Source organism: Sinorhizobium sp. BG8 (genome assembly GCF_016864555.1).
Lineage (GTDB): Bacteria > Pseudomonadota > Alphaproteobacteria > Rhizobiales > Rhizobiaceae > BG8.
The window spans coordinates 447,195-463,591 of the sequence record NZ_CP044012.1 but is presented as its reverse complement, the minus strand read 5'-3'; the positions used below and the strand labels follow the sequence as shown (position 1 = coordinate 463,591).

The 16,397-nt window shown below is 61.2% G+C and carries 18 protein-coding genes; 6 read left to right on the top strand and 12 right to left on the bottom strand.

Annotation, left to right across the window (positions count from 1 at the left end; genetic code table 11):
- The first annotated feature begins 27 nt into the window (after window positions 1-27).
- On the top strand, window positions 28-234 hold the full coding sequence (locus F3Y30_RS23175; protein ID WP_203427514.1) for a hypothetical protein: 207 nt from the start codon (window positions 28-30) through the stop codon (window positions 232-234).
- 81 nt (window positions 235-315) lie between these two features.
- Here the strand turns inward: F3Y30_RS23175 and F3Y30_RS23170 are convergent, their stop codons facing one another.
- Together F3Y30_RS23170 and F3Y30_RS23165 are read right to left on the bottom strand one after the other, a co-directional pair.
- On the bottom strand, window positions 316-594 hold the full coding sequence (locus tag F3Y30_RS23170) for a hypothetical protein (RefSeq protein WP_203427513.1): 279 nt from the start codon (window positions 592-594) through the stop codon (window positions 316-318).
- Between the two features lie 156 nt (window positions 595-750).
- A complete protein-coding gene (locus tag F3Y30_RS23165) occupies window positions 751-1,251 on the bottom strand; it encodes a ferritin-like domain-containing protein (RefSeq protein WP_203427512.1) in 501 nt (166 codons plus the stop codon).
- Window positions 1,252-1,435: 184 nt separating this feature from the next.
- On the opposite strand from F3Y30_RS23165, the gene F3Y30_RS23160 reads away from it, so the two are divergent.
- On the top strand, window positions 1,436-2,167 hold the full coding sequence (locus tag F3Y30_RS23160; RefSeq protein WP_203427511.1) for a glutathione S-transferase: 732 nt from the start codon (window positions 1,436-1,438) through the stop codon (window positions 2,165-2,167).
- Between the two features lie 17 nt (window positions 2,168-2,184).
- On the opposite strand, the gene F3Y30_RS23155 is transcribed toward F3Y30_RS23160, so the two are convergent.
- Both F3Y30_RS23155 and treZ read right to left on the bottom strand, forming a co-directional pair.
- Entirely contained in the window at window positions 2,185-2,622 is a 438-nt protein-coding gene (locus F3Y30_RS23155) for a CBS domain-containing protein (RefSeq protein WP_203427510.1), read from the bottom strand.
- A 91-nt stretch (window positions 2,623-2,713) separates the two neighbouring features.
- Window positions 2,714-4,531 carry a malto-oligosyltrehalose trehalohydrolase gene (treZ, locus tag F3Y30_RS23150; protein WP_203427509.1) on the bottom strand — a complete coding sequence of 606 codons (1,818 nt, stop codon included), beginning with the start codon at window positions 4,529-4,531 and terminating at the stop codon, window positions 2,714-2,716.
- Window positions 4,532-4,736: 205 nt separating this feature from the next.
- Here treZ and glgX point away from each other — a divergent pair, with 205 nt between their 5' ends.
- A complete protein-coding gene (glgX, locus tag F3Y30_RS23145) occupies window positions 4,737-6,836 on the top strand; it encodes a glycogen debranching protein GlgX (RefSeq protein ID WP_203427508.1) in 2,100 nt (699 codons plus the stop codon).
- 41 nt (window positions 6,837-6,877) lie between these two features.
- Entirely contained in the window at window positions 6,878-7,927 is a 1,050-nt protein-coding gene (locus F3Y30_RS23140) for a DNA topoisomerase IB (protein WP_203427507.1), read from the top strand.
- 44 nt (window positions 7,928-7,971) lie between these two features.
- Here the strand turns inward: F3Y30_RS23140 and F3Y30_RS23135 are convergent, their stop codons facing one another.
- The 3 genes from F3Y30_RS23135 to F3Y30_RS23125 are packed head-to-tail and all read right to left on the bottom strand — an operon-like array spanning window position 7,972 to window position 9,039.
- Window positions 7,972-8,286, bottom strand: coding sequence for a DUF2934 domain-containing protein (locus F3Y30_RS23135; protein ID WP_203427506.1), 315 nt, complete (start codon window positions 8,284-8,286; stop codon window positions 7,972-7,974).
- Window positions 8,287-8,344: 58 nt separating this feature from the next.
- Entirely contained in the window at window positions 8,345-8,611 is a 267-nt protein-coding gene (locus tag F3Y30_RS23130; RefSeq protein WP_203427505.1) for a DUF982 domain-containing protein, read from the bottom strand.
- Window positions 8,608-9,039: a CBS domain-containing protein gene (locus F3Y30_RS23125; RefSeq protein ID WP_203427504.1), complete on the bottom strand. Its 432-nt coding sequence runs from the start codon at window positions 9,037-9,039 to the stop codon at window positions 8,608-8,610. The genes F3Y30_RS23130 and F3Y30_RS23125 overlap by 4 nt, the downstream gene beginning before the upstream one ends.
- Before the next feature lie 369 nt (window positions 9,040-9,408).
- On the opposite strand from F3Y30_RS23125, the gene F3Y30_RS23120 reads away from it, so the two are divergent.
- Together F3Y30_RS23120 and argE are read left to right on the top strand one after the other, a co-directional pair.
- Window positions 9,409-10,188, top strand: coding sequence for an SDR family NAD(P)-dependent oxidoreductase (locus tag F3Y30_RS23120; RefSeq protein WP_203427503.1), 780 nt, complete (start codon window positions 9,409-9,411; stop codon window positions 10,186-10,188).
- 232 nt (window positions 10,189-10,420) lie between these two features.
- Complete coding sequence (gene argE, locus F3Y30_RS23115) at window positions 10,421-11,572, top strand: acetylornithine deacetylase (protein WP_203427502.1); 1,152 nt, start codon at window positions 10,421-10,423, stop codon at window positions 11,570-11,572.
- 282 nt (window positions 11,573-11,854) lie between these two features.
- Here the strand turns inward: argE and F3Y30_RS23110 are convergent, their stop codons facing one another.
- The 5 genes from F3Y30_RS23110 to F3Y30_RS23090 form a co-directional block, all read right to left on the bottom strand.
- Entirely contained in the window at window positions 11,855-12,292 is a 438-nt protein-coding gene (locus tag F3Y30_RS23110; protein WP_203427501.1) for a YqaA family protein, read from the bottom strand.
- 43 nt (window positions 12,293-12,335) lie between these two features.
- The gene (locus F3Y30_RS23105) at window positions 12,336-12,854 is read right to left on the bottom strand and encodes a DUF992 domain-containing protein (protein WP_203427500.1); all 519 of its coding nucleotides are present in this window, start codon (window positions 12,852-12,854) and stop codon (window positions 12,336-12,338) included.
- A 360-nt stretch (window positions 12,855-13,214) separates the two neighbouring features.
- Window positions 13,215-14,111, bottom strand: coding sequence for a sugar phosphate isomerase/epimerase (locus tag F3Y30_RS23100; protein ID WP_203427499.1), 897 nt, complete (start codon window positions 14,109-14,111; stop codon window positions 13,215-13,217).
- Between the two features lie 288 nt (window positions 14,112-14,399).
- Entirely contained in the window at window positions 14,400-15,338 is a 939-nt protein-coding gene (locus F3Y30_RS23095) for an ABC transporter substrate-binding protein (RefSeq protein ID WP_203427498.1), read from the bottom strand.
- Window positions 15,339-15,408: 70 nt separating this feature from the next.
- Complete coding sequence (locus F3Y30_RS23090) at window positions 15,409-16,392, bottom strand: ribose ABC transporter permease (protein ID WP_203427497.1); 984 nt, start codon at window positions 16,390-16,392, stop codon at window positions 15,409-15,411.
- Between the last annotated feature and the right edge of the window lie 5 nt (window positions 16,393-16,397).

Genomic DNA, 16,397 nt, shown 5'->3' with positions numbered 1-16,397 from the left:
CGACCAACACGTGAAGGGAGAACGAAGATGCACGAGAGACTCAATTTTCAGCTGTATTTCGATGTCCTGAGCAGGAGGGCTCTGCTTTGCTGCGACGGACAGGACTACATGTTGCCGGACGTCTACGAGAACAAGGAAATGGCCGAAGCGGCGGCGAGGAAATTCGCGGCGGATAAGTTCGGTTCGGGCAAAAGGGGCGACGAAGCGTCCGAGATCGCCATCTGGCCCCGCTAGGGCGCGAGGGCGGTAGATTCCGACTGCTTCTTTGCGCTCAGGATCCGCTCGGCGGCCTACCTATTTTGGCGACGTGGGGAGTTATGCCTGGTTCGGCCAGTACTCGTCGGATCGGAAGTCTTCGGGAATGGGTTCCAGTTCGGCGAGGGTTTCGGCGACAAACTCGATCTGCATGCGCAGGAAGGCAATCGAATTCGGCACGCGCCCGCCCGTCGCAAGCTGGCGGGCATACATCGTGCCGTATCCAGCCAGACTAAGCCGTCTTTGCGCCTCACGCCGAACGTCTTCCGAAGTCGGTCCGACACGACCGTCGATCATATCCGTCCCGGCGACGATCCGGAGTCTGAATCCCTGTGACATCGGGCGATCCTGTCCAACCTTTCTCTGCTATCGCCGTTATCACATTTGGACGTCTGCAAGCTATCGCGAGATCTGGTGACATTGCATCCGTGGAGCCCGACAATAGCGAACGGCGGACACTGGGCCCGCCGCTTTTCACCCGAAAGCACAGAATGCTTACGCGACTTTTTTCTGCGCTGCTGCGTTGACAGCCGTTTCAGCGAGTTTGGTCAACGCGTCGTCGGTCTTGGACTCTTCACGAAGCGTTGCGTCGAGCAAGGTTACGGCTTCGGTATAGCCCAGCCGCTGTGCCCAAGCCTTCAGAGTTCCGTAGCGCGTTATTTCGTAGTGTTCGACGGCTTGGGCAGCGGAAATCAGGCCGGCATCGAGTGTCGGCGTTCCCTTGAAGTCCTCCATGATCTCCTCGCCTTCGGCGATGATGCCCTGAATGGCTTCGCAGGTCTTGCCCTGCGCGCGCTTGCCGATTGCCTCGAACACCTGCTGGAGGCGCTCCACATGACCTTGTGTCTCTTCCAGATGCTTTTCGAAGGCCGCCTTGAGCTTCGGGGCCTGTGCGGCTCGGGCCATTTTCGGCAACGCCTTCAGGATCTGCCGCTCGGCGTAGTAGATGTCCTTCAGCGTGTCGTAGAACAGGTCGTTGAGTGTCTTCTCTGCCATGTCGGGGGTCTCCTCTCGGTTGGACCGCGTCACCGCGGTGAGGAGCGTTAACCGGCGAGGGTCCCGATTGTTCCTTGCGAAGCGAGAGCGGGCGCGTGGACCAGTCAGTACAGGGGTGGCAGTATCGCGGGCCCGCTCTAGATCGGAAGGCTGGTATACTCTTTCGAGCGGAGGCGAGGCGGCGATGACCTACGAGCTCTTCTACTGGGATGAAATTCCGGGGCGTGGCGAATTCGTTCGCCTGGCTCTGGAGGAAGCCGGCGCAGACTATGTCGATGTGGTTCGGGGTAGCGAAGCGCAGGGCAGGGGCATTTCCGCGATGTTTGAGATCATGCAGTCGCAGACGGCGCCCTTCATCCCGTTCGCGCCACCCTTTTTGAGGGATGGCGAACTCGTTATCGCGCACGTGGCCAACATCCTATTCTACCTTGCTCCCCGGCTCGGTCTCGCGCCGAAGGAGGAGGGATTGCGCTTCAGCGCCAATGGCCTGCAATTGACTATCGCGGATCTTGTCGCCGAGATACACGATTGCCACCATCCGATCAGCGTCGAGCTTTACTATGAGGATCAGATGGATGCAGCGCGGGCGCGCGCGCAAAGCTTCCTACAGCATCGGCTGTCGAAGTTCCTGACCTATTTCGAGCGGATCCTCCGCCAGAACCCGGCGGGGCCGGCTTTCTGTGTCGGCTCGTCCCTAAGCTACGTCGATCTATCCGTTTTCCATTTCATCGAAGGGCTCCGATACAGCTTTCCGAAGGCAATGGAAAAGCAGGAGCCCGCGATCCCGCACCTGATCGCACTGCACGATGCCGTCGCCCGCCGCCCGCACATCAAGAGCTATCTGGCGTCCGGGCGAAGGCTTTCGTTCAATGAGGCCGGTATCTTCCGATACTATCCGGAGCTCGACCTCAACTGACCGCCTGAGCGTTGCGATCAGGGGAGTGGTCTGTAGGTCGCACCCTCGGTCGGCTCGACGATTTCCTTCAGTCCACTGCCGGCCGCGTCAGGGGCGGCCCGGGCCGCATCTGCAAGCGAAACGACCCCAGCGAGGCGGTTGTGCCGATCGAGAACCGCCAGCCGCCTCACCTGCAGGGCGCCCATGTGACGCACCACGTCTTCGACCTGCTCGTCAGAGAAGCAGTAGGTAACGCTTGTCGACATCGTATCGCCGACCAGCGTTTCTCCGTCACGTCCGGGGGCTATGGCCCTCACGACGATGTCGCGATCGGTGATCGTGCCCACCAGCCCGCTCTCGTCGGCGACCGGCAGGAATCCGATATCGTGGTCGGCCATCATTACAGCGGCCTCGTGAAGCGTGTTCTCCGGCCTTGCCAGATGAACGTTGCGTGTCATGATTTCAGCGATTTGCATGATCGCCTCCTCTTTCGGTCTTCTGTTTGAACTGTCGGCAACCGTGCAAGTTCCCGACCGCATCTTCGCGCTGGTCTGCCTGCCGAGGCGATCAGGTCGCTTCGGGGGGATCGAGCGTGACCACAATTCCGGGCCTTCCCACGATCCGGTCCCGCCGCCAGGTACCCGTGCCGTCGACATTGGCGACAATCTCCCCACGTGCCGGCGGCAGCGCGGCTTCCCGGGACGTCAGATTCGCCCGCAGGCGCAGGACGCCCTGCGAAAACGGCCAATCGATGGCCACCGTGCCGTCCGCCGTCGGGTGAATTTCTGCACGGACGCCGCTCGATTGTATGAGCAGCGGGGCGATGAAGGACTGCCTCAGGGCGATGAGCCTGCGGACAAAATCGGTTGTCCGACGCCCATCGGGGCTGGCTGCCCGGTTCCAGTCGAGCTTGGAATCCTCGAACGTCTGGGCGGAAATCGGGTCGGGAAGGTCCTCCGCCGACTTCCCTTCTCCTATGCCGCCGAAGTTCTCGACTTCCTTCTTGCGCCCTTCCCGGATTGCCGCCGCAAGGTCGCCTGCATAGTTGGCGAAGAAATGGAACGGACGTGTCTCGCCGTACTCCTCGCCCATGAACAGCATCGGTATCTGTGTAACGAGCAGGAGCATTGCCGTGAGAACTGAAATGAGACTGCTGTCGGCAATCGTCGTCAGCCGCTCTCCAAAGGCACGGTTTCCGGTCTGGTCGTGGTTCTGGAGGAAGTTGACGTAGGCAGTGGACGGCAGACACAAATCCTGCTCCCCGCCATCAGCGAGCGAGCCCTCCTTGGAAAAGATGAAGCCATCTGCAAGGGCGCTCGCCAGCATTGGCCAGCGGTCTTTGCTGAAAGGTTCGTAGTAACCTATGGCTTCGCCCGTGGCGATCACATGAAGCACATGATGGAGGTCATCGTTCCAGCCGGCCGTATAGAGCGGCGCGGATCCATCCTCACGCCGCCTTAGCAGGCTGCGTCGGCTGCGTTGGTCTTCCACGATGAGGTAGGGCTCGCGAAGCGGAAAGGCCCGCCGCAGTTCCTCGGCCAACTCTTCGAGAAAGGGGCGCGGTCCCGTATCGCTGATATGTTCGACCGCATCGAAGCGCAGGCCGTCGAAGCGAAAGTCGCCAAGCCATTGAAGGGCATTCTCGATGAAGAAGCGTCTTACCGGCTTCTCGTTGAAGGCGATCGAAGGTCCCCAAGGAGTCGGTTCGTCTTTCCGGAAGAAAGCGGGAGCGTAGCGAGGGAGGGCGTTACCTTCCGGTCCGAAGTGATTGTAGACCACGTCGAGAACGACGGCGATGCCAAGCCCATGTGCGGCATCCACGAAAGCCTTCACGTCGTCGGGCGTACCGTAGGACGTGTGAGGCGCATACAGCAGCACACCGTCGTAGCCCCAACCCCGCCCACCGGGAAACTGTGCAATCGGCATGACCTCGATGACGGTTATGCCGAGGTCGCGCAGGCGGGGCAGCATGCCTATCGCTGCCTGGAACGTACCCTCCGGAGTGAACGCGCCGATATGGATCTCGTAGAGAACGGCTTGGTTCCACGAACGGCTGCAGTGCCCGTTCTTCCAGACATAGGCGCTTTTATCGACAAGAAGGGAGGGGCCGGTGGCATCCGACTGCTGCTGCCTGGAAGCAGGATCGGCGACTGCCGTCCCATCCGCCAGACGGAAGAAATAGGCATCTCCGGATTTCACAGATTCCACCGTCAGCTCGAACCATCCCCTGGGTCGGCTCTCCATCGGCCGGCCCCGGCCGTTCACCACCAGCGTCACGTTTGCTTCGGCTGGCGCCCACAGTCGGAACCGGGCGACATCGGCACCGACGAAACGGGCGCCCCATAAATTGCCGCGAGCGTCGTCGAGAGGCGCTGCGTCCGTCATCTGGTGCTGTCTCCCTATGCTGGGCCACGGGGATATAGACCGACGTTCCCCATGTGACCGGACCGCAACTTTCCGCCGCACGAAAAGTTCCCTGTCCATTTGCCCGGACCTGAGCAGCGGGAACCTTTTCCGGCTCATCGCGTTGGATGGTGTCCGTTGGGCACGGTGATTTCACAGGCAAGCATGACGAACCGATGAGGCGACCATGAGTCTTTCATTCTCGGAACTCGACTTCCTGAAGCCTGAACTCGGAGCTGAGTATACCGGTGCGGGGACGCACTTCGCGGTGTTTTCGGCCCATGCCGAAAAGGTCGAGTTGTGCTTGTTTTCCAGCGATGGAACGGAGGAAACCGCCCGCCTTGCGCTTCCCAAGCGCGAGGGCGATATCTGGTCGGGATACATTGCGGGGATCGGCCCGGGAACGGTCTACGGCTACCGTGTCCACGGACCGTACGATCCGAAGACCGGTCACCGGTTCAATCCCCACAAGCTTCTGCTGGACCCTTACGCGAAGCAGACCACAGGCAAGCTGCTCTGGGACGACGCCCTGTTCGGATACAGGATCGGGGCTCGGAACAACGACCTGTCGTTTGACGACCGGGACAGTGCACCCTTCATGGTCAAGGGCGTGGTGCAGGATCCGGCTTTCGACTGGGATGGCGACAAGGCGATCCGGCGGCCCTGGACGCAAACGATCATCTACGAGGCACATATCCGCGGGATGACGATGACGCATCCCGGAGTTCCGGAAAAGCTGCGGGGCACCTTCCTCGGCATGTGCAGTGATCCCATCATCGAACACCTGACCAAGCTGGGCATTTCCGCCGTGGAACTGCTGCCGATCCAGTACTTCGTCGACGACCGCTATCTCCTGGACAGAAATCTCCGCAACTACTGGGGCTATCAACCCCTCGGATACTTTGCGCCCCAGCCGCGCTACATGGCGGGCAGGGACATCACCGAATTCAAGACCATGGTCAAACGCTTCCATGCGGCCGGCATCGAGGTGATCATGGACGTGGTCTACAACCACACGGCGGAAGGGTCCGAGCGGGGTCCGACACTGAGCTTCAGGGGGCTGGACAACCTCAGCTACTATCGCCTGTCGCCGGAGAACCCGCGCCATACCTTCGATACGACGGGCACGGGAAATACGCTGAACGTGGCGCATCCGATGGTTCTTCGGATGGTCCTCGACAGCCTGCGCTACTGGGTTGGCGTGATGCACATCGACGGCTTCCGTTTCGATCTCGCAAGCACGCTCGGGCGTGCGCGACACGTCGCCTTCGACCGGGAGGGCGGCTTCTTCGATGCAATACGCCAGGATCCGATACTGGCGGGCGTCAAGCTGATCGCCGAACCGTGGGATGTTGGCGACGGCGGCTACCAGGTCGGTGGATTTCCCCCACCTTTCCGGGAGTGGAACGACAAGTATCGCGACAACGTGCGTCGGTTCTGGAAGGGCGAGGGCGGGCTCGTGCCGAAGCTCGCGCAACGGCTTACCGGCTCGGCGGTACAATTCAACCATTCCGATCGCGGCGCAACCTCATCGATCAATCTGCTGAGCGCCCATGACGGTTTCACGTTGATGGACACGGTCTCCTTCAACGACAAGCACAACGAGGCGAACGGCGAGGACAACCGGGACGGACACTCCGACAATCATTCCGATAACATGGGCGCCGAAGGCCTGACCGACAACGACGGTATCAATGCCGCGCGGGCACGGCGCCGCCGGAACATGATCGCTACGCTTCTGCTCAGTCAGGGCATTCCCATGCTTCTCGGCGGTGACGAAGTCGGAAGCAGCCAGGGCGGCAACAACAACGCCTATTGCCAGGACAACGAAATCGGTTGGATCGACTGGCAGGGTCTGGACGATTCCTTCCCTGGGTTCTGCAGAGATACCGTTGCCTTTCGCAAGGCCCATCCCGCGCTGTGTCAGGAGCGTTTTCTCACGGGCGAGGGCGGAGAAGACGATTTTGTCGACATCGCCTGGTACCGGCCCGATGGCAGCCACATGAGTGACGACAGCTGGAACGAGGGCGAGCTCCGCGTCCTCGGCGTCTACCTCGCGAGAGGTTCCGCTTCCGACGGGGCCCCGGCCGACCAGATCTTCATGGTCTTCAATGCCGGCGGCGACTGTCAGTTTACGTTGCCCGATATGAACAACACCAGGACATGGCAGAGGGTTATGGATACCGGAGCGGAAGAGGCGATGGCGATCCACGAAGCGGATAGTCCGACGATGGTCTATGCGGCGAGCGTGGCGGTCTTCGCGCCCCAGGGAGAACCGGTCAAATAGCGGAGGCGGTGGTTCTCAGGTCTTCACCACCCGACAAACTGATGTTCGCCACGATATCCTCGTCAACTGCGCCGTTTACCGATACGGGGCTTGTCTATGTGTCCGATTCCCAACCGGGCATAAAGCGTCGACGGAAGGGAAGGGGGTTCTGCTACACGCTGCCGGACGGAAGCCTGCTGAAGGATCCGACACAAAGGGCCCGCATTGCCGCCCTTGGTCTTCCGCCGGCCTATGAGAATGTCTGGATCTGCCTCGAGGAGAACGGACATCTCCAGGCAACGGGGCTGGATGCGCGCGGCCGCAAACAGTATCGCTACCACAAGGACTGGCAGGCCTTGCGCAGTGGCGACAAGTTCGGACAGCTGATAGCGTTCGGCAAGGCCTTGCCGCGGATCCGCCGGTGCGTCGCACGCCACGCCGAAGGGGTGCCCGGCGAAATGACGACCGTTCTGGCGGCGCTGACAATGCTGCTTGATGACGCCCACCTTCGTGTCGGCAACAGATCCTATACCGAACAGAACAATACCTACGGTGCGACGACCCTTCTCAAGCGCCATCTGAGGATCGTTGATGGAAGCGCGGAACTCCGCTTCATGGCCAAGGGAGGAAAGCGGGTCCGCAGGATCCTGCGCAGACCGCGGCTGCAACGGCTGCTGGAAGCGATCGCCGATCTGCCGGGCCATCAGCTGTTCGTCTGGCGCGATAATGATGGCGCAGTCCGCCCCATCGATTCGGGTCGGTTGAACGGCTATCTGGCGGAGATCGCGCGAATTCCGGTGTCGGCAAAGACATTTCGCACCTGGGCTGGAAGCGTCGCTGCATATGCCGCAGCTGCGTCAGCCCTGAACGAAGGGCGGCGTCCGACCATCAAGGAGATGGCCGAGGCGGCGGCGGCAGTCCTGCACAACACGCCGGCCATCTGTCGATCGAGCTATATCCATCCGCATATCCTCGAACTGGCTGGGGAGACAATGCCTGTCGGCGCGAAAGCGCGCGGGTTTTCGGTCAAGCTGCCGAAGGGCCTTCTGGCCGACGAGAACCGGATGCTTCAGCATCTGATACGCAGGCTCCGCCGCCGCCCGTGCCCCTAACGCCCGCGCAACTGCCGAATCCGTAAGGAGCGGGCAGTTGGACGTCAGGCAGACTTGGTAGGAGGCGCGCTTGCGTTCTTTTTCCGCGCCGCGGGCGCCTTCTTTTCTGCACCGGCCTGCACTTCTGTTTCTTTGTCGGCCTTGGTTGCAACCTTTGTCGCTGATGATCTTGGCGCGCTCTGAGCCTTCCGGGGCTTCTTTCCTTTTTCCAGGTAGTCAGGAAGGGCAACACGTTCGAGATCGTCACGTTCACGAGACGCCTGCTCCCAATGTTGAGCATCCCTCCCGTGCGGTCGGCCCTCCGCCTCCCATATCGCGTAGGCGCGCTTCCTTATCCATTCCAGTCGGGCATCGCTCATGTTTCACCCCGGACGCGATCAACATCGCTCTCTAGAAGACCTGATTGGTTCGAAGACGTCAGACGGGCATCCACGAGTTGACGCGATAGCCCGCCTCTTTGGCAGCTTCTATGAAAGCTGCCTTGGCGCGATCCGGCAAATTGTCGCGGCTGATCACATCGTCGCAAGCGGCCAGCGCGAGTCGCTTTGCTTTCCCGTCGGCAAGAGCCCAGTAATACCTGAGACACAGGACCGCATCCCTGGTGCTCTTGACGCTCAACACCTGTGCATTCCCTTCAAGGGTCACGGCCTCGTCCCAGAACCGGTCGGTAGACAGTGTTCTCACGGCACGCTCCTTTCTCGCGGGGCGATCGAGCTCTGCGCAAAGCGGTCTGTGAGTTCCGGCAGTGCGTAAGTTAGGTCGGACTGCGAAAGGACGCCGACCACCTGGTGCGCGTCATTCACCACCACGAGCCGCCGGAGCTGTAGTCGTGCCATCCTGTCGGCGGCGGAGTGTATGTCCATGGTCTCCTCGCAAACTTCAGCCGAGACCGTCATGAATTCGCAGACTGTCGTAGACGTCGCCCGGCCCTTCGACAGGGTGGCAAGAACGATATCCCGATCCGTAACGATCCCGATCACGGCGCCTACGCCGGCGGCTTCCACGGGCAATGCTCCCACGCCCGTTGCTGCCATGAGCCGCGCTGCCGACTGGGCCGTGTCGCTCGGAGAAATCGTGTACACCTGGGCTGACATGACGTCCCTCACGCGCATTCGCGGTCCCCTTTTCTATGGTCGGCCAGTGGAAAGATCTGTGCCATTGACCGAAGCGGGGACAATGACTTCATCGACGGGTTCCTTCTTCAGGGGGAGATCCACCCGATCGGCGGCGGAAACCTGCGGTTCCGCAACATTGCGACGCCGGGGTGGTACAGCGCTCCTCCTGTCGGGAGTTTTCGTCTTCAATCTGGTGGAAGTGATTTGCTTTGCCACGGGCGGATCCTTTCCGGGGTAGCGGGTCTAACCTGTCGAGAACGCCTTACGGGCGCGCTGGTTCCGCCTCTCGGCAACGCGGGAACTTAGCCATGTGGACGGCGTTGAAACCCCGGATCGACTGCATTTGCGACAGGTGGGGTAGGGTGAATGCTACATGACAAGGTGGTGCTGGTCACGGGCGCTGGCTCCGGCATAGGCCGCGCGTCGGCGCTCGCCTTTGCGAGGCAAGGTGCGACTGTTGCGGTCCTGAGCCGCACGGGCGACGAAGTGTCCCGTGTCGCTGAAGAGATCCAGGGTCTCGGCGCGAGGGGAGTGCCCCTGGTCGCCGATGTCGCGGACGAAGGCCTCATGCGCAAGGCGATCGCGACGCTCGCAGACAGCTTCGGGCGTCTCGATGTCGTCGTCGCGAATGCAGGCATAAACGGCGTGTGGGCCCCGATCGACGAACTCCAGCCGGCGGAATGGGATCGCACGATCGAGGTCAATCTTCGTGGCACCTATCTCACGCTGCACCTCACGGTGCCACTTCTGCGCAAGAGTGCAGCTGGGGCCATCGTGATAATCAGTTCGATCAACGGCACGCGTACCTTCACGACGGCCGGTGCCGTAGCATATTCCGCTACCAAAGCCGCCCAGCTAGCGATGGCGCAGCAACTTGCCCTCGAACTCGGCAAGGACGGGATCACGGTGAATGCGTTGTGCCCCGGCGCCATCGATACCGAAATCGACCAGAATACCGAAAGGCGCCACACGGAAGACGCAGCGATCCCCGTGATCTGGCCGGAAGGCGACATCCCTGTAACTCATGGCAAGCCCGGCCTGCCGGAAGACGTCGCGGACGCCGTGGTTTTCCTCGCCTCGCCGGCTGCGCGGCACATCACCGGCATTCCCTTGTGGGTGGACGGCGGACAGAGCCTCCTGCGATGAAAGCCGCAAACCGCATCGTTCTGCGCCGGTAGACTGTCGAGGCAACTGGATTCCTGGACCTCTGGTTTTGTTTATCCGAATCAGGAATGAGCCAAACTGTAATTTTCCTCGAGCTGCATCCGAAGGATATGTGAGCCGGTGGCTGAGCTCGGCCACCTCGGCCAACCTGGACAAGGGCAGATGATGCCATCTGGCGGGCAGGGGCGCAGTTATTCGGAAGAAGGATGAACATATGGACAAGGCTCTGGCGATCCTCGACAAGCTGATTTCCTTCCCCACCGTCAGCCGCGACGGTAATCTGGAGCTCATTCGCTACGCGGCGTCCCTGCTGGAAGGCGCAGGAATTGAGGCCCGGCTGTTTCCGGGTGAGGGAGGAGACCGCGCCTCGCTCTTCGCAACCGTCGGGCCAAAGGGGACGGGAGGTGTCGTACTCTCCGGCCATACGGACGTCGTGCCTGTCGAGGGGCAGGCCTGGTCGAGCGATCCCTTCCGGATGGCGGAAAGAGACAGCAGGTTCTTCGGACGCGGCGCGGCAGATATGAAGGGTTTTATTGCTTGCGCGATTGAATCCTTTCTGGCTGCCGCGCGGGCGGATCTGGCAAGGCCGCTGCATCTGGCGCTCTCCTATGATGAGGAAATTGGCTGCGTCGGTGTCCGTCCGATGCTCCTGGAGCTCGCGGGAGCCGGCATCCGTCCGGAATGGGTACTTATCGGCGAGCCGACCGGAATGCAGGTGGCGACTGGACACAAGGGCAAGACGGGTATTCGCGCGGCTTGTTGCGGGCAGGCCGCGCACTCGGCCCTTGCCCCGACCGGGCTCAACGCCATCCATCTTGCCTCAGACTTGCTCACGGAAATCCGCGCGATACAGGCCGACATCGAACGGATCGGCGCCCGCGATGCAGACTACGACGTGCCGTTCACCACGCTTCATGCCGGGGTGATCAAGGGCGGCACGGCGCTCAACATCGTGCCGGACGCCTGCGAGATGCTGTTCGAGATCAGGAACATCGCCGAAGACGATCCGAAAGAGATCCTGGACCGGCTGTTCGAAAGCACCGGTGCGATCGTCAGCAAGGCCCGCAAGCAGTTTCCCGCGGCCGATATCCGTCTCGATATCTTTAATGAATATCCGGGGCTCAACGCGGATCCCGGCGGCGCGGTGACCCAGAAGGCAATTGGCCTCTCGGGTCAATCGAGCCGCATCAAGGTCGCATTCGGCACCGAGGGAGGTCTGTTCGAAAGCAGCCTCGGCACCACCGCCGTCGTCTGCGGTCCGGGCAGCATGGAACAGGGTCACAAGCCGGATGAGTTCGTGAGCCGCGACCAGCTGCAGCAGTGCCGCGCCATGCTCGCGCGCCTGACTGGCGCAATGGCGGCTTGACTGCTGCTTTCATCGGCGCGCGCACACATTGACGCTGCCGGCGGGCGCCACCAGTTCCCGACGTCAACAAAGGCGCGGGGAGAGTGACATTCCAACTTTGCAGAATCAGGACACTTCATCCTTGAACCCACCCCGCTACAAGCACTCAGGTGCATAACGTATGTTATGGAACTCAATTTCCCACTGAGATCCCGAGCACGTTGGCTTCTTTCGCGTATCGCGAGAATACTCCAACCCTGCGTTTTCGCGTGCTTTCGAACGCAAGACGCTTTTGAGATTGCGCTAGATCCAGCTGGTCGTCGCCATGGCCAGAACCACGTATCGTCCGACCTTCGCGATGGAAACCAGTACGAGAAACGCCGCGAACGGCTCCCGCAGGACACCGGCCGCTACCGTGATAGGATCACCGACGAGCGGCAGCCAGCTGGCGAGCAGAGACCACTTGCCATAACGGCGATACCAGAGCTTCGCGCGCTCCAGTCTCTGGGGTGAAACCGGAAACCAGCGTCGGTCGGAAAAACGCTCTATGCCACGCCCCAGAAGCCAGTTGATGCAGGAACCGAGAACGTTTCCAACGCTGGCGACAAGAACGAGAAGAGCGGTAGAGTATTCCCCCGTCAAGAGAAGCCCGACCAGGGCTGCCTCGGATTGCATCGGCAGAATGGTCGCGGCGGCGAGCGCCGCGACGAACAGGCCAGCATAAGTCGCGAGCTCGGTCATCTATGGCCTGCAAATGACCGGCCTGCGGGTCCTGTCATATGGCTCAGTTGACCGAAGTGAGTGTCACGGAGGTTCCGGTGGCGGCTACGTTGAGGCCCAGCTGGCCGGTCACGCTCACCGTCTGGAGGTGGATTGACCCTGTGGTGCCACCTATCAGGATATTTGCGCCCACGCCTGCACCGAGTGTCGCCTCCGCGGTGGCACCCTGATAGATGCCGCTGAGAGAGCCGTGGTGATAGCCCGCCGTCGGTGCGAACACCGCCCAGATGAGCCGCCCCTGCGTCGTGAAGCCGACATCGACGCCGAATTTCCTGATGGCGCCGGCATAATGGTCGGACGGTTCACTGTCCATGGCTGTCCGGAAGACGCAGTTGACCTCCTTGGCCGATCCGAGCACATAGCCAGCGCCGCCTCCGATCGTGCAGTCGAGGTAGCCGATCCTGACGCCGTTGACGGCATCCGGTTCCTGGGGGATGACGACCGGGTCCGCGGCGTGAACCGCGGCTCCGCCGGCCAAAAGCAACGAAGCGGCGGCGACTGCGGTGGCAAATGTCTTTCTCATTCCAATTCTCCTTGTTCGCTTGTCGGTGCGCCGCCGGACGGGAGCACTCGGGCAGCGGATCGGCCAAGTTGGCGAGAGGTAACGTCTCTTCGTCCAGAAAGATCCAGACCGCCAAGCTTGCATCGCATGTGCCGAAGTGTTTGGGCGCGCGGGTGACAAGGTCCCCACAGTTCAACTTTCATTGAGACTTTTCAAAGGCATCTTGCTGCCGGGTTGGCGGCGAGACGCGATCGCGAGCGCGAAGGAGAAACGGCGCGCCAATGTCTCGCCGGCGCAGATGAACCGAGAATGGCGCCTATTGAACGAGCATGGCGACCGCAGGAACGTCCTGCGATCGTCGATCGTTGATTGTCGTTTCGGTCAGGAAGGCAGGTGGGCCTGCTTGACGAGATCGGCCTTCAACTGGGCTGTCTGCAGGCCGAGGGTGATAAACTCCCTGGCATGACGCGCGAGTGCGACATTGTCTTTCCAGAGGTCTCTCCAGATTGCGGTCTTCAATGAGAGATCCTTGTCGACGATCGCAGACGAGAATGACTCGAAGGTCACGTAATCGTTCCAGCCGATCGCAACGAGCGCATCGAAGATAGCAGGGAAATCGATACTGCCGGTGCCGAGATAGCCGCGATGGCTCTCCCCAATATGTACATAGCCGATCTTATCGGCCGCGTGGCGTATTGCCAGCCCGACGTCGGCCTCCTCGATGTTCATATGGAACGTGTCGAGATGGAGGAAGACGTTGCTCGCCCCCGTGTCGGCAATGTAGGCCATGCCCTGCGCCGCCGTGTTGAGCATGTTGCTCTCGAAACGGTTGACGATTTCGAGATTGAGCGTGACACCCGTCGTGCGGGCGCGATCGGCGACCTTGGAAAGCGCCGAAACGCTCGTATCCCAGGCCTGGCGGGTGAGCGCCCTCTCCTGCTTGCCATGGGCGGAACTGAGAATTCCGGCAAGCTTGGTGCCGCCGAGGTCGCGGGTCAATGCCACCGCCTTGTCCAGGATTTCCTCGCCGCGGGCAACGACTGCCGCATCGTCGCTTGAAATGTCGCCCTCTGGTGGAAGTCCCATGCTGATCGCAACATCGAGGCCGAGCTCGCGGATACGGCCCGCGAGCCAAGCCACGTCCACCTGCCGCGGATCCAGGTAGGAGAATTCAATGAGCTTGTAACCGAGTTCGTGTGTTCTGTTCAGCGCCCTTTCTAGGTCGTCTCGTGACGAGCCGGCGCTCCAGACAAAGGAATGAACACCAATCTTGGACATGATCCTGCCGCTCCTGATCGCCCGCCACGGGCGCCACAGGTAGGGGCCGCTCCGCGAGAGGTCTTTCCATCAATTGAAATCGGGAGAGTGCCCGACATCTCGCCCGGGAGAGAGGGCGGCGAATGTCGGGTGCTCCGGGAAAACGGGCCCGCCGCATCGAAGGCTGGGCGAACCCGGTTTGAAGCGCGTTGCGATGAAAGGATCATCGCAACGCCCCTCAACTCTTCGTTTCACGCATGTCTTGTTCCCTTGGTCTCTTCAGTTCTCGGGAACTTGGCATCGGGTCTATCAGCGGGCTGCGGTCCACCCCTGGTAGTCCTTGATGTTCTCGGCCGTGATCAGCTTCGGATCGAGAAGGATTGTAGGTTCCGCGGGCTTCTGGCCCTTGAGGACCTCAACGCCCATTTGCAGCGCCTGGCCGGCCATGACGTAGGGATCCTGCGAAGCGGATGCCTTGATCATGGAGGTGCCGCTCGCCAGCGACTTCTCGATATCGGGAGCGCCATCGACTGCCGTGATGATGAATTCATTGCGATTCAGCTGCTTGGCGGCAAGTTCGGCACCGATGCCGGTCGGATCGTTGATCGCGAAGATGGCATCGATCTTGTCGAAGCGGGTCAGCAGACCCTGCATGACCGCAAGCCCGCCTTCGCGCGAACCCTGGCCGTTCTGGTCGTCGGAGAGGATCTTGATGTCCGGGCTCTTGGCGAGCACGTTCTTGCATCCCTGGACTCGGTCGAGGATCGAGGACGAGGCAGGCCCGTTGATGATGACGACGTCGCCCTTGCCGCCGAGCTGGTCGACGATGTACTGGCACGCTTCTTCGCCGGCCTTGATGTTGTTGGTCATGACAGTCACGTCGGCGCCCGGCGCGGAAACGTCAAAGGCGGCGACCACGACACCGGCGTCCTGCGCCTTCTTGACGGCGGGCGCGATGGCCTTCGCGTCGACGGCGTTCAGCATGATGATGTCGACGCCGGCAGCGATGAAGCTGTCAATCTGGGAAACCTGCTTGTTAAGGTCATAGTCAGCCGAAACCGAGGTTACCTGCACGTTCGGATTGATTTCCTTGGCGCGATCCTCGATGCCCTTGATGGTTGCCACGAAGAAGGGATTGCCGAGCAGGCCGACGGAAATGCCGATCTTTTCCAGATCCTTGGCCGCAGCCGGTGCGGAAAGTACCGCCGCGAGCGCCGTGCTGATCATGAACTTTTTGAATACACTCATGTTTTTCCTCCTTGGTTGATGACGCTCCCGGCGCCCTTTTTCCGGTCAGTTCCGGTTCTCCCTGCCGCTGTCAGGTGCGGCTAAGCCCTTTGAGCCGATAGCGATCGAGCGCCACCGCGATGATGATCACCAGGCCCTTGATGATGTACTGCCAGATGTCCGAGACACCGACGAGGATGAGGCCGTTCGACAGGACGGCGATGATCAGCGCGCCAATGAGCGTGCCCCAGATGGAGCCGACGCCGCCGACGAAGCTCGTTCCGCCGAGAATTACGGCCGCGATGGCATCGAGTTCATACGCCTGGCCGAGTTGGAGACCATTGGCCGCATAGAGACGCGCGGCCGACATGACGCCTCCGACACCTGCGAGGAGGCCCGACATGCTGTAGACGAACAGCAACACCAGTGGCACCTTGATGCCGGTCAGCCGCGCCGCCTCGACGTTGCCGCCGACGGCGTAAATCCACGTGCCGAGTACCGTTCGCTTGAGGATGAACCAGGATATGACGATCGTGGACAACGCGATGATGGCAAGCCACGGCACCCCGAGAAAACTGCCATTTCCGATGAAGTCGAACGGCAGGTCAGGATTGAAGACCGTGGTGTCGTTTCCGAGCAGACGCGCGATGCCGCGCATGGCGGTGAGCGAGCCAAGCGTCACGATGAATGGCGGGAGCTTGAGATAGGCGATGACGCTACCGTTGGCGACACCGCAGGCCAGACCGACCGCGATCGCCGCGGGAATGCCGAGCATGCCATGATCGGGAACCAGCGAGACGATGACGCCGATCATGGCCGATGCCGCAAGGATCGAGCCGACTGACAGGTCGATGCCGCCTGTGAGGATGACGAAGGTCATGCCTGCCGCAAGGACCGTGTTGATCGAGGCCTGCTGCATGACGATCGACAGGTTGTTGACCGTCAGGAAGCGTCCGCTGAGCAGGTGGAAGCCGATCGCCAGGATCACGAGAACCGGCAGCATGCCCAGGGCGGTCAGCGTGGAGCGGAACCTCGCCTTTTCGATACTTGCCTTTTCGGTCTGTGTCACAGTCATTGTCT